We start from the raw sequence: 23526 nt of genomic DNA on the forward strand, positions 1-23526 counted from the left end.
ATGAAAGTAGCGATCTTTGCAGGTGGCTTCGGTACACGACTGAGCGAGGAGACGGCGATCCGTCCAAAGCCGATGGTCGAGATCGGCGGCAGGCCGATCATCTGGCACATCATGAAAATGTACGCGCACCACGGCTTCAACGACTTCGTGGTCCTGGGCGGCTACAAGGTCGACTATATCCGCGACTACTTCCTCAACTACCGCGCCCAGCGAACCGACTACACCATCGACCTGAAGACCGGCAGCATCGACTGGCTGGAAAGCGTCAGCGAGGACTGGCGCGTCACCGTGCTCGACACGGGTGCTGACTCGATGACCGGCGGGCGCCTGAAGCGTGCCATGCGCCTGCTCAGTGACGGCCCTTTCTGCCTGACCTATGGCGACGGCGTCAGCGACGTGAACATTCGCGAACTGGTCGAGGTGCACAAGGCTTCCAAACGCTGGTGCACCCTTACCGCGGTCACCCAGCCGGGCCGTTATGGCGCGCTGCGGCTCAACGAAGACCTCAACCGCGTCGAGGCCTTCCGTGAGAAAGGCGCCGCCGACGGCGGCCTGATCAACGGCGGTTTCTTCGTCTGCCAGCCCGAGGTGTTCGAGCTGATCGACGACGACCAGACCACCTGGGAAAACGAACCCATGGACCGCCTGGTCGAGCGCGACATGCTCGGCAGCTACCACCACAAGGGCTACTGGCAGAGCATGGACTCGCTGCGCGACAAGATCACCCTGGAAACCGCCTGGGCCAGTGGTGCCCCCTGGAAGCAGTGGAAAGACTGAAGGAGCAGCACCGATGATCATCGTTGACACCGCCCTGGCCAAACGCGAAGCCGAGGGCCGCCCCATCCGCGTGGGCATGATTGGCGCAGGCTTCCAGGGCAGCGGCATCGCCCTGCAGATACTTACCGCAACCACCGGCATGCGCCTGTGCGCCGTGGCCAACCGCAACATCGGCAGCGCCGTGGGTGTGTACGACCAGGCCGGCATCGAGCCGCTGTGCTGCGATACCCAGGCCGAACTGGAAAACGCCATCGCCAGCGGCACGCCGGCGGTCACCGAGGACGCCCAGGCACTGGCACGCGCCGAGGGCCTGGACGCGATCATCGAAGTGACCGGCTCCATCGAGTACGCCGCCCACGCCGTACTGGCAGCCCTGCAGGCCGGCAAGCACGTGGTGCAGATGAACGCCGAGCTCGATGGCACCATCGGCCCGATCCTCAAGCACAAGGCCGACCAGGCCGGGGTCATCTACACCTTTTCGGATGGCGACCAGCCGGGCGTGCAGATGAACCTCTACCGCTTCGTCGCGGGGCTGGGCGTCAAGCCGGTGCTGTGCGGCAATATCAAGGGCCTGCATGATCCCTACCGCAACCCCACCACCCAGCAGGAGTTCGCCCGCCGCTGGGGCCAGAAGCCGGCGATGGTCGCCTCGTTCGCAGACGGCACCAAGATTTCCTTCGAGCAGGCCATCGTCGCCAACGCCACCGGCATGCGTGTCGCACGCCGCGGCATGCTCGGCCCGGACTTTTCCGGCGGCAACCCGGGTGCGCCGCTGGTGCCCATCGAGGACACCCTGGCAGCATTCGAACCCCACCTCGATCCCCATCAGCCCGGTCTGGTCGACTACGTGGTAGGCGCCCGCCCCGGTCCCGGAGTTTTCGTCATCGGCACCCTGGAGAACCCCCGGCAGCGCCACTACCTGGAGCTCTACAAACTCGGCAAGGGCCCCTATTACAGCTTCTATACGCCCTACCACCTGTGCCACTTCGAAGTGCCCAACTCGGTGGCCCGTGCGGTGCTGTTCGGCGACCCGGTGCTGACACCCAGCGGCGGGCCGAGCGTGGGCGTGATCGCCGTGGCCAAGAAAGACCTGGCCCCAGGCGACAGCATCGACGATTTTGGCGGTTACGAAGCCTACGGCGTAGCCGAGAACATGGCGGCCATCCGCACCGAGAACCTGCTGCCCATCGGCCTGGCGCTTGGCTGCACACTCAAGCGCGCGGTCGCCAAAGATACGCCGCTGACCTTCGATGACGTGCAGTTCCCGGCCGGGCGCCTCGTCGATCGCCTCTATGCGGAACAGGAAAGCCTGTTCGCTCCCGATGTCCCCAGTACCTCACGCTTTCGCACGGCCATCGGCCAGGAGCACCCATGATTTTTCACAGCACCACGCTCAATGATGCCTGGCTGATCGAGCTCGAACTGCGCGGTGACGAGCGCGGGTACTTCGCACGCACCTTCTGTGCCGAGGAGTTCCAGCGCCACGGCCTGATCAGCCAGTTCGTGCAGCAGAACACCTCGCGCTCCGCGCGCCGCGGCACCCTGCGCGGCCTGCACTATCAGATGCAGCCCTACGGCGAGGCCAAGCTGGTGCGCTGCACCCGCGGCGCCATCGTCGACGTCATCGTCGATATACGGGAAGACTCGTCCACCTACCTGCAGCACGAGGCGTTCGAGCTGACCGCCGACAACCATCGCCAGCTTTATGTGCCGCCGGGTTTTGCACACTCTTTCCAGACCTTGAGCGACGATGTGGAGGTCAGCTATCTGGTATCCGCGCCCTATACGCCGAGCGCGGAGCGCGGCCTGCGCTACAACGACGAGCGCCTGGGCATCGACTGGCCGCTCGCCGTGACCACGCTGTCGGAAAAGGATGCGGCCTGGCCCCTGATCGCCGACCGCACCCACAAGCTTTACTGAGCAGGCATCATCTCTGGCTGCAGGAAGCTGGAGATCGGCTCCATTTCCATCGTTGGCGCGGGTGCGGCCAGTTCGAAAGCCGGTCGCACCGCACGCCGCACCTGTACGCGAAGCGTTTCCAGCGGCGCGTCGGCTGGTTCGACCCGTGGCGAAAATGCCAGCGCCTCCAGCAGCCCGACCAACACCACGCGGGCTTTCAGAAACTCGCCGGCAAGCAGCAACTTGAATGTCCCCCACAGGCGATAGGCCAGGGTTTTCATCACCCGGCGACGGCTGGCGTATTTACGCGTGATGAACAGTTCGTTGCGCACGAAGTGACGGTGATAGCGAATCCGGGCCGGGCTCTTTTCGGTGCGGATATTGATAGCCCCGCCGCCCTCCTGGCGCAGGTGCAACACCTTGCTGGCACCAACCAGGTAGCCGGGCGCATCACGCGTGATGCGCAGGGTGAACTCGGTGTCCTCGCCCCAGATGAACATCGACGAGATCGGCACGCCATGTTCGGTCAGTGTCGCCCGCGGCACCAGGATGGAGACGAAGGTGGCGCGCGCCACCGGCATCACGCCAAGTTCCACCGTGGCCGGCCAGCACTCGTAGTCGATACGGTTGCGGCGCTGGTCCAGCGCCGGGGAATTGTTGACCAGCCCCTCCTGCGTATAGGCACCGGACAGCAGGAAGCTGCGCTTGATATCACGGGCGGCGAGCAACTCATCGGCCTCGACCAAACGCTGCAGGGCGTCGGGGCTGGGGATCACGTCGTCGTCCATCATCCAGATGAAATCGGCGCCGCGCTGATAGGCCATGCGAAAACCGGCGTTGAAGCCGCCCGAGGCGCCAACGTTCGCCGACAGCACATAGAGTTCGAGGTCCGGCAGGGCCAGGTCCAGGACCATCTGCTCGGTACCATCGGAGCTGGCATTGTCGATCACGATGATCCCGTCACAGGGTCTCGTTTGCGCGCACACGGCTTCCAGACAGCGCTTGAGCAGGTCCTTGCGGTTATAGGTCAGAACCACTGCGTATATATGCGACATGACTCATCATCCTTAATCAGAGTTGATATCTCTTGGCCACTATGACGCCAGCCTTTTCTCTACTGATCGCTAATGCAGATACGTAACTGCATGATCGGTTCAGGTGATCCGACAACGCGCCTCAAACACGAGCGGACCAACAAAAAACAGGCGCCATAAAAACGCTTACAATTGAAAATGGAACTTTTTAAAACTCTTACCATACGCCTCTACTATGCATCTTTCGCGCTAATAAAAACCCTGCCTGCCGCTCATTTCAGATAACCACTGGTCGGATTTAAATTACATCCTCTTCACTACTTCGCTGCCACGGGCGCATCGTCGTTTATACGGAAAGAACGCCCTATCCCATTAGCGCAGAGATGCTGTGCAGTGGCACTTTGCAAGTATGCAAGCGGAGTGATTGATGCGCACCGATATGCAGCGCGACACAGGCGCCTGGTACCTGATTCAGTGCAAACCACGGCAGGATGGAAGAGCCCTGGAACACCTGGACAGGCAGGGATTCGAGTGTTTTTGCCCACAAGCAAAGGCACCTGCGGGCAGGCCGCGCGCTGGCGATCACGGCCCGGTACCGCTGTTTCCGGGTTATCTCTTCTTATATATGCCAATCCAGGGTAATTGGTCGGCACTGCGCTCAACGCGCGGCGTCAGCCGAGTTGTAAGCTTTGGAGCAACTCCCTGCCGTATTAATGACGCCATTATTTCGCAACTGAAGTGCCGAGCCAGTGAACTCGCTCCCGCGCAGACAGTGAGGCCTGGCGACACTATTTATATAAACAGCGGGCCACTGGCGGAGCTGGACGCGATATGCATGGCGATCGACAGCCAACAGCGAGTGACACTGTTGCTGCGCCTACTCAATCAGGAACGGCAAATAACAATTCCGCTTTCACAAGTTGCTCGCTTACAGGCATGAATATTGCTCATCTCCATTAACAATCCTGTAACGCTGCACCTGCACTATCCACAGCTGCACAAGTAAACGCCATCAACTGGATCACTCGCCGCATGACGTCGGCGCCCTCAAGAACGATGGCCTTGGGGCGGTAGCGTGCGCTCACAATTATGGGCAAGAGCAGGATACCGATACGGGCCGCACATCGCGCTCCAGAAGGATCCATTTAAGTTCCGTATTTTTTTATCGGCTGAGTGTGACGAGTTTCGCTGCCCTCAGGGAACTTCTACCGAGAGGCGACAACCAATGACTCATGAAAAATGGCCGTAAGTCAACGTGATAGATGACTGAACTGCGGCTGCAGAGCCTTGCTGCAGCCTGTCATCGCGGCCTCTCCAACAGCGATCAACCCCGGGAAGGGATCTGGCACCATGAAACTCTCCAAGATACTGACGGCTTCGCTCGCAGGTACGCTGTCTACGGCCAGCTGGGCAACAGACCCGGCAAGCATTGACCTGGCAGGTTTCGAGTTCACGCCGACCCTCGACCTCACCGAGAGCTACGACGACAACTACCGTGGCTTGCGTGATGGTGCAGGCTCCTCCTGGATCACCAGCATCAACCCCAAGTTTCTGCTCAGCGCCGAGACGCGTAACAGTGGCTACCAGCTCGAATACGAATTCGACGACCAGACCTACCACTCCGACGACCGCGCCAGCCATACCGACCATCACCTGCGCTTTCGCAGCGTTCTCGAATTCAACTCGCGCAATCGCCTGCGCTGGAACCTCGGCTATCACCGCATCGAGGAAACCATCGACCTGGCGGACCCCGACGACAATGAAAACGACAAGTACGACCGCACCGTAGCGGGCGCCACCTACAGCTACGGCACGCTAAGCGGCTTGAACCAGCTGGACTTCGGCGTCAATCGCGAGGGCATCCGCTACCGCAACAGCGGCGAGCTCAACGCCGACGAAGAACGCGACAGCACGATGTTCAATACCGTGTGGTATCACCGCCTCGGTGGCAGCACGCGCTCGCTGGTCGAGCTGCGCCATACCGACCACGACTATGTACGCAGCGGCAGCAACCGCGACAGCACCAACGATGCAGCCCTGTTCGGCGCCACCTGGGACGCCACCGCCAAGACCTCCGGCACCCTGCGCCTTGGTGCCGAGCGCAAGAATTTCGACAGCAATACCCGCGATGACTACACCAGCCCCATGTGGGAAGTCGGCGTGGCCTGGGAACCGCGCACCTACTCTGTCGTCAAACTCAACACCCGCCGCGCCTTCGACGAAGGCGACGACGGTGCGAGCACGGTTCAGGACACCACCACCCGCCTGAGCTGGGAACACGAATGGTCGGCCTTTATCCGCACGGATCTCGACTACCGCTACTCCGAGCGTGACTACAAGGCGATCGAGCGCCAGGACGACCGCACCAGCTACGGCATGGGGGTGACCTACTCTCCGGATCGCTGGGTCGATGTATCGCTGGGTTACCGCCACACCGAAAACGATTCGAGCGTGCGGGAGAAATCCTATGACCGGAACATCTATCAGCTGTCGTTGAGCTTGAGCCTCTAGCACCGGGGCTCCTCAGCAGGGTGACGATCACCGTCACCACCCCTATCAACCTTCTCCCGTTCGTCTTTGCAGTCGAGCGGTGGCGCCCTTTTTCCTGCGCCTGAGACGAATCAACCACAAGGAGTAAGCGGATGTCAGTCCACCGTCTGTTCAAAGCCTTTTCGCTGCTGCTGTTGCTCGCGTTTGCGGCCGGCGCCCAGGCCAATCCACAGTATCGGCTGAGCTCTGGCGACGTGATCAAGATCAGCGTCTTTGGCGAGCCCGACCTGTCATTCGAGGAAATTCGCCTCAACGACGCCGGTACCTTTTCCTACCCGTTCCTGGGCTCGATCGAGGCCAGTGACAAGACCGCCGGTGACATCGAACGCATCCTCACCGACAAGCTCAAGGCCGATGGTTACCTGGTCGACCCTCGCGTCTCCGTCGCAGTCACCACTTACCGCGAGTTCTATATCAGCGGTGAAGTGAAAGCACCCGGCGGCTATCCCTATCAGCCCGGCCTGACCCTGGACCGCGCCATCGCCCTGGCCGGCGGCCTGACCGAACGTGCCTCGACCAAGCGCATCACCATTGCGCGCGGTACGGGTGAAGGCCGCGCCTCGGAAAAAGCCACGCTCGACACCCTGGTCAAGCCGGGTGACACCATCACCATCGATCAAGGGTTCTTCTGAATATGAACAGTCCTGCACGAACGATCCGACAGTGGCAGCCAGCGCAGTCGGAAGCAGATAGCGACTACATCGACCTGCGGCGTATCTGGAACGCCATCTGGATGCGCAAATGGGCCATCGCCCTGTTCGTCGTAGTGATCACCCTGCTCACCGCGCTCGCCGTGTCACGCATGACCCCGGTCTACCGCGCCGTGTCGACGGTGATGATCGAGACCAAGGGCACCCAGTTGGTGTCATTCCAACAGGTCTACGACACCACGGGTGCCGTGAACGAATACATGCAGACTCAGCTGGGCCTGATCAAGAGCCGTGGCGTTGCCGAGAAGGTGGTGCGTGAGCTCAACCTGACCGAGCACCCTGACTTCGATCCGCGCCAGCAGCCACAGCCGCTGATCAACATTGGCGGTTTCGTGCGCAGCCTGCAGGGCATGCTCTCGGTCACCGGCCTGGTCGATGCACCGGAGCCTGCGACCCCCATGACCGAGGCCGAGTTGCTGGACATCGTCACCAAGATGCTGATGGACCGCACCAGCATCTGGGTCGAGGGCAAGAGCCAGCTGGTGAGCATTTCCGTCGAGCTGCCGGACCGCCTGACCGCGGCGCAGATCGCCAACTCCCTGGCCAGCAATTACATCGACAGCCAGCTTGAAGCACAGATGGAAATGTCGTTGTCGGCAACCACCTGGATGAACACGCGCCTGACCGAGCTGCGCAGCTCCCTGCAGGAAGCGGAAAATCGCCTGCAGGCGTACCGCGAAGCCGAAGGCCTGGTCGACGTCAACGGCGTGGCCACCATCAGCAACAACGAACTGTCGCTGACCGGCGACCGCATGATCGACGCCCGCCGCCAGCGCGCCGAAGCCGAGAGCCAGTACCGTCAGGTGCAATCCATGGGCTCCGGTGACTGGCGTCGCCTGTCCAGCGTGCCTGCCGTGCTCGGCAACCCGCTGATCCAGCAGTTCAAGGCAGAAGAAGCCCGCACCCGCGCCAAGGTCGAAGAGCTGTCGCGTCGTTACGGCGACCGTCACCCGGCGATGGCCGCTGCCAAATCCGACCTCAGCGCCGCCTCGGCGAGCCTGCGCGCCCAGGTCGAGCAAGTGGTGGCGAGCATCGAGCGCAACTACCAGCTGGCCGTTGCCAATGAGAACTCCCTGAACGCCTCGTTCAACAAGAACAAGGAACAGATCCAGGATATCTCGCGCAAGGAATTCAAGGTTCGTGAACTGACCCGTGACGTCGAGAGCAACCGCTCGCTGTACGAAACCTTCATGACCCGCCTGCGTGAAACCGCCGCGACCCAGGACGTCAACTCCAGTAACGCGCGGATCATCGACCAGGCCATCGCGCCGGTGCAGGCTGCCGCGCCGAACAAGAAGCTGCTGATCGTCCTGGCTGCCGGCCTGGCGCTGATCTTCGGTCTCGCCCTGGCAGTGATTCGCGACATCCTCAACAACACCTTCAAGAGTGCCGACGATGTCGAGAACAAGCTGAACCTGCCGGTTCTCGGCATCGTGCCGCTGATCTCGAACAACAACAAGTACACCGCCGCGCACCTGTTCGAACACGGCGAGGACGCCCGCTTCTGCGAGTCGATCCGCACCATTCGAACCAGCCTGATGCTGGCCGACACCACGCGCTCGCAGAAGGTGCTGGTCGTGACCTCTTCCTCGCCTGGCGAAGGCAAGAGCACCCTGGTGGCCAACATGGCCTTCGCCCTCAGCCAGCTGCAGCGCGTACTGCTGATCGATGCCGATCTGCGCCGCCCAACCCTGGCCAAGAGCTTCGATTTCCCGGTCGGCACGCCTGGCCTGGCCAACCTGATCACCGGCAGCGCCAAGGTCGAGGACTGCATCCACAACATGGGCAATAACCTGGACATGTTGCCGGCTGGCGCAGTACCGCCCAACCCGCTGGAACTGCTGGCTTCGCCGCGTTTTGCCAAGTTCCTGGAGATGATCAAGGAGCGCTACGACCACGTGATCATCGACTCGCCGCCCAGCCAGGCGGTCAGCGATGCCTCGCTGCTGTCGACCTTCGCCGACTCGGTGATTTACGTGATCAAGTCCGAATCCACCTCGATTCCCCTGGCGCAGCGTGGCGTAGGCCATCTGCTGCAGAGCGGCGCCTCGGTCATGGGCGTGGTACTCAACCAGGTGGACGTCGAAAAAGCTGCTCGCTCCGGCGACTACAGCGGCTACTACGACCACTACGGCTACAGCGAACGCAAGGCCTGATCGACGGTAATGGGCCATCAACCAGCGCAATGGACAGGAGGAGGTATCTGATGATTGATCTGCATAACCACCTGCTGCCGGGCATCGACGATGGCCCGGCTGACCTGGCCACGGCGCTGGAGATGGCGCGCATGGCCGTCGCCAACGGTATCAGCCATATCGTCTGCACGCCGCATATCCATGTCGGCCGCTACGACAATGACGCCGACAGCATTCGCCAGGCCTGCGAGGACTTCAACCAGGCGCTGCGCGAAGCCGGCATCGACCTGCAGGTTGGCGCCGCTGCCGAGGTGCGCTTTTCCGGCGAGCTGATGACCCGCGTGCTGGACGGCAGCATTCCGTTCCTGGGCCAGTGGGAAGGCAAGAAGGCCCTGCTGCTGGAATTCCCCCACGGCGAGATGCCTTTTGGCGCCGAACGGCTGACCCAATGGCTGCTGGAACATGGCGTGGTGCCGATCATCGCCCACCCGGAGCGCAACAAGGTGCTGATGCAGTCGCCAGGCAAGCTCAAGCCATTTATCGAGCAGGGTTGCCTGCTGCAGGTGACCGCGGCCTCTGCCGCTGGTCGCTTCGGTGAACGCGCAATGCACCTGGCTCACGAACTGCTGCGCCATCGCGTGGTCAGCATTATGGCGACTGATGCCCACAACCTGGATCACCGTCCCCCCTATTACAAGAAGGTCTCCTGCAAGCCGCCCGGATCCTGGGCGAGAGAGAGGCCGAACGTCTGGTCATCGACACGCCCTGGCGCATCGCACACCAGCATTTCGCTTAGTTGACTGCCTGATAACGCGTACCTGTAGGTTCAGGTCGCAGGATTCGTATTTGTTGGAGGTTGCCAAACCATGCGTCGAGAGTTCAGCAGCAAGGCGCACTACAGCTACCGACTGGCGCGTAAGCGCGGTGTAACGACGGGTTCGCTCAGCGTGTCGCCATACGTATCGAACACGGACAGCTCGCCTCTCGTGTGTTTCCCGGGGGCTCATCACTTCATCGAAGATTTGCACGAGGATCGCCGCACATGATTTCCAAACGGATCAATCCTGCCGAGAACCGCAGGGGGCTGACGTTCTGGGGTCAATGGACCTGTGCCATTACTCTGGTCAGCATGCTGCTTTGCTACCTGGTCATCCAGCGCTACGGTGACGTGCCCAGCGAGTATCGCCTGCTGATCGTGCTGACGGTCCTCGGCTCGGTACCGGCCTATGGCCTGCTGCGCGTCTATCACAAGCGCTTTGGCTACCTGACCGGTCTGGCCCACTTGCTGGCCGGCTGGCTTACCCTCCTCGCCGGGCTGCTGTTCATCGCCTACTTCAGTCAGAGCCTGGAGCGTTTCTCGTTCGAGATCATGCGTGAATGGGCCCTGCTGGGCTTCCTGGCCCAGGCCATGGCGTTCATTCCGCTGCGCTATTTCGCCCGCCTGCATTCGGAAAAACTGCGCAACGAGCGTGCGTCACTGATCATCGGCTCGGGCCAGAAGGCGCATGAGCTGGCTGAGCGCCTGACAGCCTCCAATCGCGTGCCGCTGATCGGCCTGCTGGCCTCCAGCGACGACGCGCACACTCAGGATGGCCGCTTCCCGATTCTTGGCCAATTGCACCAGCTGCGTGAAGTCACCGAGCAACATGGCGTGCGCCGCGTCTACATCGCACTGACCCTGGACGAGATCTCGCACATCGAGAAGCTGTACATCGACCTGCTCGACATGAGCGTCGACGTGGTCTGGGTACCGGACTTCGGCAGCATGCCGCTGCTCAACCAGTCGATCTCGCAGATCGAGCAGTTGCCGGCCATCTACCTCAACGAAAGCCCGGTCAGTTCGCACCCCGCCGCGGTGTTCAGCAAGGAGCTGATGGATCGCACCCTGGCTTTCCTGGCCCTGGTCGCCCTGAGCCCGGTGTTCATCGCTGCGGCCATCGCGGTGAAGCTCTCCTCGCCCGGCCCGGTGTTCTTCCTGCAGCCGCGCCATGGCTGGAACGGCGGCGTGATCCTGGTGTGGAAATTCCGCTCCATGCGCATGCACGACGACAAGAAGGTCAAGCAGGCGACCCGTGAAGATCCGCGCATCACCCCGGTAGGCCGCTTCCTGCGCCGCACCTCGATCGACGAATTGCCGCAGCTGCTCAACGTGCTGCGCGGCGAGATGTCGCTGGTCGGTCCACGCCCTCATGCCGTGGCCCACAACAACTACTACAGCGACAAGATTCTCGCCTACATGGCCCGCCATCGCCTCAAGCCGGGGATCACCGGCCTGGCTCAGGTGACCGGCCATCGCGGCGAAACCGAAACCCTGGAAAAGATGCAACAACGCGTGGAACAGGATCTGGCCTACATCAACAACTGGTCGTTGTGGCTGGACATCAAGATTCTGGTGAAGACCCCCTTCACCCTGTTCTCTCGCGACATTTATTGAACGACGCCCCATTGGCGCCACGAAACGATTAACGCTCACTCAAGGAATTTGTATCCATGAACATCACTGTCGTTGGAACCGGCTACGTCGGCCTCGTCACCGGCGCCTGCATCGCCGAGATGGGCAACACGGTTGTCTGCGTGGATGTCGATCCGAAGAAGATCGAAAACCTCAAACGCGGCGTTCTGCCGATCTACGAACCGGGCCTGGATACCGTGGTGGAAGAGAACTTCGAGGCCGGTCGCCTGCTGTTCACCACCGCGCTGCCCGAAGCCATGGAACAGTCGGACATCATCTTCATCGCCGTCGGCACGCCGCCCGGTGAAGACGGCTCGGCCGACCTGCGCTACGTGCTGGAGGTGGCTCGCCAGATCGGCAGCCTGATGACCCGCCATACCACGGTGATCAACAAGTCCACCGTGCCGGTGGGTACCGCCGACCTGGTGCGCGCGGAGATCCTCGAGCAGCTCGAACTGCGCGGCAAGACCATCAGCTTCGATGTGGTCTCCAACCCGGAATTCCTCAAGGAAGGCGCCGCAGTCGACGACTTCATGCACCCGGACCGGATCATCATCGGCACCGACAGCGAGCGCGCTCGTCAGGTGATGAGCGAGCTGTACGCACCCTTCATCCGCAACAACCCGCGCATCAAGTTCATGGGCGTGCGTGACGCGGAAATGACCAAGTACGCCGCCAACGCCATGCTGGCCACCAAGATCTCCTTCATGAACGAGATCGCGGGCCTGTGCGACCGCCTGGACGTGGACATCGAGAACGTGCGCCTGGGCATCGGCTCCGACCAGCGTATCGGCTACCACTTCATCTACGCCGGCTGCGGCTACGGCGGCTCGTGCTTCCCCAAAGACGTCAAGGCACTGATCAGCATCGCCCACCAGAACGACTTCGAGCCCAAGGTGTTGCAGGCCGTCGAAGCGCGTAACGAGCAGCAGAAGCAGTCGCTGTTCAACAAGCTCGCCGCGCACTTCGAAGGCGACCTCAAGGGCCGTACCTTCGCCGTCTGGGGCCTGGCCTTCAAGCCGGGTACCGACGACATGCGCGAAGCGCCAAGCGTGGTGCTGATCAACAGCCTGATCAACGCCGGCGCCAAGGTCAAAGCCTTCGACCCGATCGCCCGCGAAACCGCCGTGCGCGAGTTCCCCGAGCACTGGTTCAGCGAAGGTCGTCTGCAGATCGTCGATGGCCAGTACGAAGCGGCCATCGATGCCGACGCGCTGGTGCTGGTCACCGAGTGGAAGCCGTTCCGCCGCCCGGACTTCAAGGCCCTGAAAAAGCTGCTGAAGCAGCCGCTGATCATCGATGGCCGTAACCAGTACGACCTGACCCAGGTCAACCGCGAAGGCTTCGACTACTACGGCATCGGCCGCAAGCAAGTGAACGGCTGAGACTTTTCCGACAGTGGACGTCATGGAACCTAAAGTCACCGCCCCTGCCGCCCTCTGGACGCGTTGCCACGCGGCCGGCAGGGCAGCGTTGCGCAGCCCCGTGCTGCGCAATATCGCGACCGTCGCGTCCGGCACCGCCGGGGCGCAAGTGATTACCCTGGCGCTGATGCCGGTGATCACCCGCCTCTACGGGCCGCAAGCGTATGGGGTACTCGGGGTGTTCATGAGCCTGGCGTTCATGCTCATTCCCATCGCTGCCCTCACCTATCCCATTGCCATCGTGCTGCCCAAGCGCGATGCCGATGCCCGTGGTCTGATTCGCCTTTCCCTGTTGATTGCCAGTGGTGTGGCGGTATTCGCCGCAGGCTTGATTGCCCTGTTTGGCGAAACGCTGGCCGTTGCGGCAGGCGTGACTCAGATCACCCCTTTTCTGATGCTGCTGCCGCTGGTGCTGCTGGCCAGTGCAGCGCTCGAAGTGACTCAGCAGTGGCTGATTCGCAAACAATGCTACCGCCTCACTGCCGGTGTGGCGGTGCAACAGGCCCTTGCCCACAACGGCCTGCGCATCGGCGTCGGCCTGTTGCACGCCAGCCCGGCGGCGCTGCTGCTGAGCACCGCTTTCGGGCCGTTGCTGCATACCCTGATGCTCAACTGGTCGCTGCGCCGCAGCCCCCTCGCGCAGGCCACCCGAGCGGCCGCCGAGCCGGCGCCGCTCGGTACCCGCGAACTCGCCGTGCGCTATCACGACTTTCCGCTGTACCGCGCACCGCAGATGCTCATCAACGCCGTGTCGCAGAACCTGCCGACGCTGGTGCTCGCGGTATTCTTCGGGCCGGTGGCCGCCGGCTTCTTCGCGCTGTGCAAGCAGGCGTTGAACGTGCCGACCCAATTGCTCGGCAAGTCCGTGGCGGATGTCTATTACCCGCGTATCAGCGCCGCGGTGCACGAGCGTCAGCCGGTTGCCGCCATGCTGGCAAAGGCAACGGCGGCGCTGGCTCTGGCAGGCCTGCTGCCCTTTGCCCTGGTGTTCTGCTTCGGTCCGCAGCTGTTCGCGCTGGTGTTCGGCGAGCAGTGGGCAGTGGCCGGTGAGTACGCGCGCTGGCTGGCCCTCGCCGAATACATGATTTTCGTCAGCCGCCCCTGTGCGGTGGCCGTGCCCGCCCTTGCCCTGCAAGGCCAATTTCTCGCATTTGAAGTGCTCAGCACCGTGCTGCGCATCGCTGCCCTGATGGCTGGCGCGCTGTTCCTGCAACAGGCCGGGCAGACCGTCATGGCGTTCGCCGCAGCGAGCATCCTGATCTACCTGAGCCTGATCGCCAGCGTGCTGTTCGCCGCACGGCGCTGGCACGCGACGGCGGATCGGCAGACGCACCGTGACCGTTCCTAACCCTTTTCATCAGAGACTGGCTTCGATCCTATGACCGCACCATTGCCCACTATCGTCGTCATCGGCTACAACCGGCCGAAAAGCCTCAGCCGCCTGCTCGGTTCGCTGATCAAGGCGCGTTATCCCGAAGGCGATATTCGCCTGGTGATCAGCCTCGACAACTCCGGCAACCCCGAGCCGCGCAAGGTCGCTGAAGCATTCGACTGGCCGCATGGCGAGAAGCGCATCATCGCCCACCCCGAGCGCCTGGGGCTGCGCCAGCACGTGCTGAGCTGCGGCGACCTGACCGAGCAGTACGGCGATGTGATCATCCTGGAAGACGACCTGTTCGTCTCGCCGTTCTTCTACGAATACACCTCGCGGGCACTGCAGGCCTATGCCGACGATCCCGGTGTGGCCGGCATCAGCCTGTACAGCGTGCAGTTCAACCAGACCGCCAACCTGCCCTTCACACCCATCGACGACGGCGATTCGGACGTGCATTTCATGCAGATGGCCGCCTCCTGGGGCCAGGCCTGGTCGCGAAGCCACTGGCAGGGTTTCCGCCAGTGGCTGGAGCGCCACGGCACCGACCTGAGCCAGGTGGACGGCATTCCGCCGGATATCCGCGCCTGGCCGGAGTCGTCATGGCTCAAGCTGTACAACGCATACATCATCCTGCACGACCTGTACTTCGTGTACCCGTTCCGCTCGCTGAGCACCAATTTCGGCGACCCGGGTCAGCACTTCAACATCGCCTCCTCGCGCTTCCAGGTGCCGATTCAGCAACAGCCGATCGATTACCAGTTCGCCAGGCGCGAACACAGCGTGTCGGTCTATGACGCCTTCTGCGAGCTGCTGCCCGCCTGCGTGAAACGCCTGAACCCGGTGCTCGCCGACTATGACTTCACGGTCAACCTGTACGGCTGCAAAACCTGCCGCAAGGGCCTGCAACTGACCCGTACCGAGGCCCGTGGCCTGCACAATTTCAGCCTTTCCATGAAGCCCATGGAACTGAGCATCTTGCACAACATCGAAGGTGAGGGTCTGGCCCTGATCGACTCGGCCGACATCGATGGCGCCAGCCTTTCGCGGCCGAAGACCGAGTACGACATCTACCGTTTCTTTTACAAGTTTCCGTCGGTACGGATCATTCTTTTCGGCGTTATGGAACGCCTCCAGTTGCTGCTCAAGCGCACGTCCTGACGGACCGCGCCACGCAACTGAACACAGACTTTCTATCAATTGAACATCGCAGGTATTGCAATGGAACAGAAAAAAGCGCTCATCACTGGTATCACGGGTCAGGACGGCTCCTACCTGGCCGAGTTTCTGCTCGAAAAGGGTTACCAGGTGCATGGCATCAAACGTCGCGCGTCGTCCTTCAATACCCAGCGTGTGGATCACATCTACCAGGATCCGCACGTCGACAACCAGAACTTCATCCTCCACTACGGCGACCTCAACGACTCGTCGAACCTGACCCGCATCATCCAGGAAGTGCAGCCTGACGAGGTCTACAACCTCGGCGCGCAGTCCCACGTAGCGGTCAGCTTCGAAGCACCGGAATACACCGCTGACGTCGATGCCATGGGCACTCTGCGCATCCTCGAAGCCATCCGCCTGCTGGGCCTGGAAAAGAAGACTCGCTTCTACCAGGCCTCGACCTCCGAGCTGTACGGCCTGGTGCAGGAAACCCCGCAGAAGGAAACCACCCCCTTCTACCCGCGCTCGCCGTACGCGGTCGCCAAGCTGTACGCCTACTGGATCACCGTCAACTACCGCGAAGCCTATGGCATGTACGCGTGCAACGGCATCCTCTTCAACCACGAGTCGCCGCGCCGTGGCGAAACCTTCGTGACCCGCAAGATCACCCGCGGCATGGCCAACATCGCCCAGGGTCTCGAGCCGTGCCTGTACATGGGCAACATCGACTCGCTGCGTGACTGGGGTCATGCCAAGGACTACGTGCGCATGCAGTGGATGATGCTGCAGCAGGAGCAGCCGGACGACTTCGTGATCGCCACCGGCGTGCAGTACTCGGTGCGTGAATTCATCACCTGGTCGGCAGCCGAGCTGGGCGTGCACCTGCGCTTCGAAGGCACTGGCATCGACGAGCAAGGCATCGTCGAGCGTATCGACGGCGACAAGGCCCCGGCCCTCAAGGTCGGTGATGTGATCGTGCGTATCGACCCGCGTTACTTCCGTCCTGCCGAAGTGGAAACCCTGCTGGGCGATCCCACCAAGGCCAAGACCAAGCTGGGCTGGACGCCGGAAATCACCGTGCAGGAAATGTGCGCCGAGATGGTTCGCGAAGACCTCAAGGTCGCCCAGCGCCATGCCCTGCTCAAGGAACATGGCCACGACATGCCGGTGTCCGTGGAGAACTGAGGATGAGCGCGACTTCTCTCCAGCGCATCTTCGTCGCCGGCCATCGCGGTATGGTCGGTTCGGCGATCGTGCGCCGCCTGCAGAACCTGGGTTACCAGAACATCATCACGGCCCCGCGTGAAAGCGTCGACCTGGTCGACGCCGCCAGCGTGCAGCGCTTCTTCGCCGAGCAACGCATCGACCAGGTTTACCTGGCCGCTGCGAAGGTCGGCGGTATCCACGCCAACAACCAGTACCCGGCCGACTTCATCTATCAGAACCTGATGATCGAGGCCAACGTCATCAACGCGGCCCACGAGGCTGGCGTGCAGAAGCTGCTGTCGCTGGGCAGTTCGTGCATCTATCCGAAACATGCCGAGCAGCCGATGCGTGAAGAGGCGCTGCTGACCGGTGTGCTGGAACCGACCAACGAGCCCTACGCGGTCGCCAAGATCGCCGGTATCAAGCTGTGCGAGAGCTACAATCGCCAGCATGGTCGCGACTACCGCAGCGTGATGCCGACCAACCTGTACGGCCCGCACGACAACTACCACCCGGAAAACAGCCACGTCATCCCCGCCCTGCTGCGCCGCTTCCACGAAGCGACCCTGCGCGGCGACGATGAGGTGGTGATCTGGGGCAGCGGCACGCCGATGCGCGAGTTCCTGCACGTCGACGACATGGCGGCGGCCAGCGTGCATGTGATGAACCTGGATGAAGCGACCTACGGGGCGCACACCCAGCCAATGCTCTCGCACATCAACGTCGGCACCGGCCAGGACTGCACCATTCGCGAGCTGGCGGAAACCATCGCGCGGGTCACCGAGTTCCAGGGTCGCCTGAGCTTCGACAGCAGCAAGCCAGACGGCACGCCGCGCAAGCTGATGGACGTCTCGCGCCTGGCCAAGCTCGGCTGGACGGCCAGCATCGACCTGGAAACCGGTCTGCGTGATGCGTATCGCTGGTTCGTCGAGCACATCGACGATGTGCGCAGCTGATGTTCCTGCCGGCCGAAACCTTCGAGACCGTGGTCGCCAGCACGCCGCTGGTGTCCATTGATCTGCTGGTTCGCAACGCAGCGGGCGAGCTGCTCCTGGGCGAGCGCCTCAATCGCCCCGCCCAGGGCAGCTGGTTCGCACCAGGTGGGCGCATTCTCAAGAATGAACGCCTGGATGCCGCCTTCGAACGCCTGACCCAGGAAGAGCTGGGCCAGGCATTTCGGCGTGAACAGGGCCGGCTCCTCGGCGTGTACGAACACTTTTACGACGACAGCGTGTTTGGCGAGACGCCGGATACCCACTACGTGGTAATCGCCTACGCCCTGGACCTGGGCGTGGCACAACGCTTGCAACCGCCGAGTGTGCAGCACGGTCGCTACCGCTGGTGGCCGATCGAGCAGATGCGTGACGAAGCGCGCATCCACCGCAACACCCGCGATTACCTGCAAGCGCTGTACTAGAACCTCTCGCAAGCCACTGCAACGCGGCGCCGGCTTGCGAGCCACGACAATTTCGATATGGGAACGCGAGCTTGTTCAAGCAATTCCTGGCATACCGCAACCTGCTGCTGATCTTGTTCGTCCTGAACTCGGCCTGTTTCTTCCTGACCGACGACAAGAAGGCCGGCATCCCTTACCTGCGCGAGCTCTGGCTGCTCGGCCTGCTGGGTAGTGCTGCGGCTCTGTTCCTGGTCTGGAAGCGCGTGTACCAGTCCAAGACCAGCCTGTGGATCATCTTCATGGGCCTGGTGTTGCCGGTGGTCTCGGCGATCCTGGCGCAACTCAATTTCGACCAGCCGTTCATCTACGGCCTGCTCGAGGAACGTCGCAGCTTCGCCTACCTGGTGTTCTTCCCGGCGCTGTTTTTGCTGATCAAGACGGCGCCCACGCAAAAGCACCTGGAGCGCTTCTTTCTCTATTCGGGCCTGGCCTGCGCCTTCGTGGGTTACTGCTACTACTTCGGGATCATTCCGGAAAACACCGGCGTATCGTTTACCGTGGATGCCAAGGACGCCGGCGACGTGCTGCTGCGCCCCAATCGCTTCCGCATCGGCTCGAGCTACGTGACCCTCTGCGCCTTCATGCTCATGTACAGCATGAAAGACCGCATCTCACTGCCCAAGGTCGTTACCCTGCTGTTCTTCGCCTCGTACCTGTGGCTGGTGCTGCAAACCCGCCAGACCATGATCATCTGGTGCCTGGCCGGCCTGTGGATCTTCCGTGACCGTATCGACTCGCTGATCAAGCTCGGCTTGCTGGCAGCGACCATCCTGGTGGCCTCGTACTTCATCTTCCCGGAGTTCTACTACGAGCAGTTCGCAAAGTTCGAGGCGCTGCTCGAAGAAGCCACTACCGGGCCAGGCGTCCGTGACACCACCACGGCGATCATCATCGGTGCCGTGGCGGACAACTGGTACATCGGCATGGGCTCGCTGTCGCTGCAATGGAAAGGCGGCTTCGGGGCGCTCTACAACCCGCATTTCTACCTGTCGGATGTCGGCATCTTCGGGGTGTACTACCGCTACGGTTTCCTCACCCCGGTGATCGCACTCATCTTCTATTTCGGCTACCTGCGCATCATGAAGCGCTGCCCGCAGAAGGGCCCGCTGCTCAGCGCCTTCCAGCTGGTGTTCTGGTTCCAGATGCTCAACATGTTCCTGTCCAACTCGCTGATGTACGGCGGTGATGTCCTGGGCATCGGCGCCGCCTGTTTCCTGTACTACTCCCGCGTTTATGCCGCGGCAGAATCCCCGACTCGAGAGATCAGAGGCACACGCCATGACCAACTTCAGTATCGTAACCATCAACTGGAATAACCTGGAAGGTCTCAAGCAGACCTACCAGAGTGTGGCAGCCCAGACTTACCGCAACTTCCGCTGGATCGTTGTCGATGGCGCTTCCACCGACGGCGGCGCCGAGTGGCTGGCGACCATCGACGAGCCCTACGCCGAGATCACCTCGGAGCGCGACAAGGGCCTGTATGACGCCATGAACAAGGGCCTGATCAAGGGCTCCGCGACCGAAGGCTATACGCTGTTTCTCAACAGCGGCGACTCGTTCTACGACGAGAACGTATTGCAGACGGTCGCCGATGCCATCGAGCAGGCGTCGAGCAAGCCGCGTTACGTCTACGGCGACTACTACCTGCAGAACGCCGAGGGCCGACTCACCCCGCAGAGCGCCAAGAAGATCGAGCACCTGGTACTGGGCATGCCATCGAGCCACCAGGCGATGTACTTCGAGAACGAACGGCTGCGCAGCGTGCGCTTTCGCGAGGATTACAAGCTGTCGGCGGACTACTGCATGATCGTCGAATTCCTCCAGGGCCAGGATCACAAGCGTGACGTGCTCAAGGTCGCCTCGCCCCTGTGCATCTTCGACACCACGGGGGTTTCCACCAGCCGCCGCTTCGATGCGCTCAAAGAAGATATGCGCATCCGTCGGGAGGTAATGAAACTATCACCGCTGCACAGTATCTCTTTGTATGTCCTGCACTACGTGCATACCCATAGCAAACTGTTGAAAGCGGCCTTGGGCAAATGAATGGCGAGCAAAGACAACCGCTCCCCATCCGTAACACGCGCCAGTGGCGCAAGGAAATGTTGATGAAGGCCTTTGACATCGAGTTCTACGCTGGCTCCAAGGAGCGCCTGGTCGACGACCTGGTCGAGCATAGCACCCACAAATACAGCTATATCGTGACGCCCAACGTCAACCATGTGGTGCAGCTGGAAACCGATCGCGACCTCAAGCGCGCCTACGCCGTAGCGCGTCACCGCATCTGCGACAGCCGCGTGCTGTTGCCGCTGCTGCGCATGCTCAAGGTGCCGGTCGAAGACGCCATTCCAGGCAGCAGCCTCACCGAGGAGCTGATCGGCATTGCCGAGGAGCGCGCCTGGAGCGTCACCGTGATCGGCTGTGAAGACCAGGACATCCAGAATCTGCGCGTGCGCTACCCGCACATCACCTTCCACCACCACAATCCGCCGATGGGTTTCATCGACAGCGAGGAGGCCATCGCTGCCTGCCTGTCGTTCGTCATCGACCACCCGTCCAACCTGGTGGTGCTGTCGGTCGGCTGCCCGCGTCAGGAAATCCTGGCGCACAAGATCTTCGAGACCGATCAGGCGGTCGGCATCGGCCTGTGCGTGGGTGCCTCGATCAATTTCCTGTCCGGGAAGATCCAGCGCGCCCCGCTGTGGATGCAGCGCTATTCGCTGGAATGGCTGCACCGTGCGTTCACCGAGCCGCGCCGCCTAGTGGGCCGTTATGCACGCGATGCGTTACTGATCCTGCCGATCCTGCTCAGGGAATTCAAACTTCGGCAATCACTCTTCATGGGAGGAGCTCCACGATGATTCCTGTCATTCTTTCCGGCGGTAACGGTTCGCGTCTCTGGCCGCTTTCGCGCCAACTGAACCCCAAGCAGTTCCTGCCCATCGCCGACGATTCGCTGTCCATGCTGCAGGCGACCATTCGCCGCCTCGACGGCCTCAAGGTCAGCCCGCCGTGCCTGATCTGCAACGAGGAGCATCGCTTCCTCGCCGCCGAACAGCTGCGCACCCTGGGCATCGACAACGCCAGCATCCTGCTCGAGCCGGTGGGCCGCAACACGGCGCCAGCAGTTGCCCTGGCTGCCCTGCAGGCGCTGGAAAAAGAACATGACCCGGTGCTGCTGGTGCTCGCCGCCGACCACCTGATCAAGGACGTCGAGGCCTTTCACCGCGCCATCGAGACCGCCCTGCCCTTCGCCCAGGCCGGCAAGCTGGTGACCTTCGGCATCGTGCCTACCCATGCCGAAACCGGTTACGGCTACCTGCAGAAGGGTGCGTCCGCTGGCGATGGCGGTTATGCCGTGCAAAGCTTCGTGGAAAAACCCGATGCCGAGACCGCCGAGCGCTACCTGGCCTCCGGTGAGCACTTCTGGAACAGCGGTATGTTCATGTTCCGCGCCAGCCGCTACCTGGAAGAACTGCAACGCTGGCAACCGGAAATTCTCGACGCTTGCCGCCGCGCTGCGGCGCAGAGCGAGAAGGACATGCATTTCGTGCGCATCGGCAAGGAGGCCTTTGCCGCCTGCCCGGAAGACTCCATCGACTACGCCGTGATGGAACGCACCGAACACGCGGTAATGGTGCCCCTGGACGCCGGCTGGAGCGATATCGGCTCCTGGTCCGCGCTGTGGGACGTCAGCGAGAAGGATGCTCAGGGCAACGTGCACAAGGGCGACGTGCTCAGCCACGACAGCCGCAACAATTACGTGCATGCCGACTACCGCCTGGTGACGACCGTGGGTGTCGAGGACCTGATCATCGTCGAGACCAAGGACACCATCATGGTCGCGCACAGGGACAAGGCTCAGGAGGTCAAGCGTATCGTCGAGCAGCTCAAGCGTGAAGAGCGTTGCGAGCATCTCAACAATCGTGAGGTCTACCGCCCGTGGGGCATGTATGACTCGATCGATCAGGGCCAGCGTTATCAGGTCAAGCGCATCACCGTGAAACCGGGCGCCAAGTTGTCGGTGCAGATGCACCATCACCGCGCCGAACACTGGATCGTGGTCAGCGGCACCGCTCGGGTGACCAACGGCGAGGAGACCTACATGGTCACCGAGAACCAGTCGACCTACATTCCGATCGGCCAGATCCATGCCCTGGAAAACCCCGGCATGATTCCCCTGGAGCTGATCGAAGTGCAGTCGGGTACCTACCTCGGCGAAGACGACATCGTACGCTTCTCCGACAACTATGGTCGGGTCAAGGAACTCAAGGTTTCTGCTGCCTGATGCATGGCCAGCGCCGTTACCGACGCGGTACGAGGCTGGCCAGCAGAACGCCGAGCGCCATCGAGCTCGGCAGCGGGGCAATCCCTGCATGGCATCACCCGTTCACGACAACAGCGGGCCACGGACGGCCCGTTCATTTCGCTGAAACAATGGACCTCTATAAGAATAAGCAAAGCGCGAAGCCACAGTGAACAGACACCGGATTATTCACTTACTTTCCGACTACGAGGCTCGCCTGTGAAAACTAACCACCTCAAGCTGTACGATCCTTTAATCCACCAGTTGAAGTTATTGGATGAGCATGATGTGCCTGCGTTGCTGGACGAACTGAGCGCACCCAAGAAGCCCACGATCATTGGCTTCCTCAATCAACACGGCTACAACATCATCCAGCATGACCAAAGCGCGCGCCGCGACTTCATGCGGGTCAACTACCTGTTGCGTGATGGAATCGGCGTGAAGCTGGCCTGCTCGCTCAACGGCCTCGCACCTGGCGCCAACCTCAACGGTACCGACTTCATTCCTGCGCTGATCGAGCACGTGGTGCACGGTGAGCAGCGCGACCGTTACCAGCTGTTCGCCATGGGCACCAGCGAACCCTGGATCCACGAGGGCGCCAGCGCCTTGTTCGGCGACCACGAGTTCCACGCCATCGATGGTTTCCAACCCGTCGAGCGTTACCTGGAGTTCGTCCAGGAGCACCTGCAGCCCGGCAAGATTCCACTTATCGTCATGGGCATGGGCATGCCCCGCCAGGAGAAGGTTGCCGTTCACCTGCAACGCCAGCTTGGCCGCCCTGCCCTGATGGTCTGCGGCGGTGCGATCTTCGACTTTGCCGCGCAGCGATTCAATCGTGCTCCCGTGGTCATCCGCAAGGTCGGCATGGAATGGCTGTACCGCCTGCTGATGGAGCCACGACGCCTGTTTGCCCGCTATATCATCGGCATCCCGCAGTTCTTCTACTACATCGTGCGCAATGGCATGGACAGCAGCACCGGCACGGTCAACGAACAGCAAAGCGCCTACAACCGTAAATCCTGAGTCATCCCGGCCGTAACGAAAAAG

Annotated in this window: 21 protein-coding genes; 20 read left to right on the forward strand and 1 reads right to left on the reverse strand. The window is 61.8% G+C overall.

Annotated features, from left to right (window positions below):
- From rfbF to rfbC, 3 genes are read left to right on the forward strand one after another with little or no spacing between them, the layout of a single operon-like run.
- A complete protein-coding gene (rfbF, locus tag ACZ0AV_RS05590) occupies positions 1-777 on the forward strand; it encodes a glucose-1-phosphate cytidylyltransferase (RefSeq protein ID WP_499150121.1) in 777 nt (258 codons plus the stop codon).
- 13 nt (positions 778-790) lie between these two features.
- Positions 791-2152, forward strand: coding sequence for an NAD(P)H-dependent oxidoreductase (locus ACZ0AV_RS05595; RefSeq protein ID WP_499150122.1), 1362 nt, complete (start codon positions 791-793; stop codon positions 2150-2152).
- A complete protein-coding gene (rfbC, locus tag ACZ0AV_RS05600) occupies positions 2149-2697 on the forward strand; it encodes a dTDP-4-dehydrorhamnose 3,5-epimerase (RefSeq protein WP_499150123.1) in 549 nt (182 codons plus the stop codon). Before ACZ0AV_RS05595 ends, rfbC begins: the two co-directional genes overlap by 4 nt.
- On the opposite strand, the gene ACZ0AV_RS05605 is transcribed toward rfbC, so the two are convergent.
- Positions 2691-3731 (reverse strand): glycosyltransferase family 2 protein, encoded by a 1041-nt coding sequence (locus ACZ0AV_RS05605; RefSeq protein WP_499150124.1) that lies wholly within the window; start codon positions 3729-3731, stop codon positions 2691-2693. The two genes, rfbC and ACZ0AV_RS05605, sit on opposite strands and share 7 nt — an antisense overlap.
- A 406-nt stretch (positions 3732-4137) precedes the next feature.
- On the opposite strand from ACZ0AV_RS05605, the gene ACZ0AV_RS05610 reads away from it, so the two are divergent.
- From ACZ0AV_RS05610 to ACZ0AV_RS05690, 17 genes are all read left to right on the forward strand, one after another.
- Entirely contained in the window at positions 4138-4650 is a 513-nt protein-coding gene (locus tag ACZ0AV_RS05610) for a transcription termination/antitermination NusG family protein (RefSeq protein WP_499150125.1), read from the forward strand.
- A gap of 410 nt (positions 4651-5060) precedes the next feature.
- Positions 5061-6221, forward strand: coding sequence for an outer membrane beta-barrel protein (locus ACZ0AV_RS05615; RefSeq protein ID WP_499150126.1), 1161 nt, complete (start codon positions 5061-5063; stop codon positions 6219-6221).
- 131 nt (positions 6222-6352) lie between these two features.
- The gene (locus tag ACZ0AV_RS05620; protein ID WP_499150127.1) at positions 6353-6892 is read left to right on the forward strand and encodes a polysaccharide biosynthesis/export family protein; all 540 of its coding nucleotides are present in this window, start codon (positions 6353-6355) and stop codon (positions 6890-6892) included.
- A 2-nt stretch (positions 6893-6894) separates the two neighbouring features.
- On the forward strand, positions 6895-9126 hold the full coding sequence (locus ACZ0AV_RS05625) for a GumC family protein (RefSeq protein WP_499150128.1): 2232 nt from the start codon (positions 6895-6897) through the stop codon (positions 9124-9126).
- Positions 9127-9176: 50 nt separating this feature from the next.
- Positions 9177-9905 carry a tyrosine-protein phosphatase gene (locus ACZ0AV_RS05630; protein ID WP_499150129.1) on the forward strand — a complete coding sequence of 243 codons (729 nt, stop codon included), beginning with the start codon at positions 9177-9179 and terminating at the stop codon, positions 9903-9905.
- Positions 9906-10147: 242 nt separating this feature from the next.
- The gene (locus tag ACZ0AV_RS05635; RefSeq protein ID WP_499150130.1) at positions 10148-11539 is read left to right on the forward strand and encodes an undecaprenyl-phosphate glucose phosphotransferase; all 1392 of its coding nucleotides are present in this window, start codon (positions 10148-10150) and stop codon (positions 11537-11539) included.
- Positions 11540-11595: 56 nt separating this feature from the next.
- Positions 11596-12942, forward strand: a complete 1347-nt coding sequence (locus ACZ0AV_RS05640) for a UDP-glucose dehydrogenase family protein (protein ID WP_499150131.1) — start codon at positions 11596-11598, stop codon at positions 12940-12942.
- 22 nt (positions 12943-12964) lie between these two features.
- Entirely contained in the window at positions 12965-14329 is a 1365-nt protein-coding gene (locus ACZ0AV_RS05645) for a lipopolysaccharide biosynthesis protein (protein ID WP_499150132.1), read from the forward strand.
- Positions 14330-14359: 30 nt separating this feature from the next.
- Positions 14360-15514, forward strand: coding sequence for a glycosyltransferase family protein (locus tag ACZ0AV_RS05650; protein ID WP_499150133.1), 1155 nt, complete (start codon positions 14360-14362; stop codon positions 15512-15514).
- A 60-nt stretch (positions 15515-15574) separates the two neighbouring features.
- Positions 15575-16699, forward strand: coding sequence for a GDP-mannose 4,6-dehydratase (gmd, locus tag ACZ0AV_RS05655; protein WP_499150134.1), 1125 nt, complete (start codon positions 15575-15577; stop codon positions 16697-16699).
- A 2-nt stretch (positions 16700-16701) separates the two neighbouring features.
- Entirely contained in the window at positions 16702-17676 is a 975-nt protein-coding gene (gene fcl, locus ACZ0AV_RS05660; protein ID WP_499150135.1) for a GDP-L-fucose synthase, read from the forward strand.
- Positions 17676-18137, forward strand: coding sequence for a GDP-mannose mannosyl hydrolase (locus ACZ0AV_RS05665; protein WP_499150136.1), 462 nt, complete (start codon positions 17676-17678; stop codon positions 18135-18137). Before fcl ends, ACZ0AV_RS05665 begins: the two co-directional genes overlap by 1 nt.
- Before the next feature lie 71 nt (positions 18138-18208).
- A complete protein-coding gene (locus ACZ0AV_RS05670; protein WP_499150137.1) occupies positions 18209-19492 on the forward strand; it encodes a hypothetical protein in 1284 nt (427 codons plus the stop codon).
- Complete coding sequence (locus ACZ0AV_RS05675; protein WP_499150138.1) at positions 19455-20219, forward strand: glycosyltransferase; 765 nt, start codon at positions 19455-19457, stop codon at positions 20217-20219. The genes ACZ0AV_RS05670 and ACZ0AV_RS05675 overlap by 38 nt, the downstream gene beginning before the upstream one ends.
- Before the next feature lie 62 nt (positions 20220-20281).
- Positions 20282-21034, forward strand: a complete 753-nt coding sequence (locus ACZ0AV_RS05680) for a WecB/TagA/CpsF family glycosyltransferase (RefSeq protein WP_499150139.1) — start codon at positions 20282-20284, stop codon at positions 21032-21034.
- Positions 21031-22461: a mannose-1-phosphate guanylyltransferase/mannose-6-phosphate isomerase gene (locus tag ACZ0AV_RS05685; RefSeq protein ID WP_499150140.1), complete on the forward strand. Its 1431-nt coding sequence runs from the start codon at positions 21031-21033 to the stop codon at positions 22459-22461. The genes ACZ0AV_RS05680 and ACZ0AV_RS05685 overlap by 4 nt, the downstream gene beginning before the upstream one ends.
- Positions 22462-22698: 237 nt before the next feature.
- On the forward strand, positions 22699-23502 hold the full coding sequence (locus ACZ0AV_RS05690; protein ID WP_499150141.1) for a WecB/TagA/CpsF family glycosyltransferase: 804 nt from the start codon (positions 22699-22701) through the stop codon (positions 23500-23502).
- The last annotated feature ends 24 nt before the right edge of the window (positions 23503-23526 follow it).

It is taken from the genome of Pseudomonas sp. AC532, from assembly GCF_979258965.1.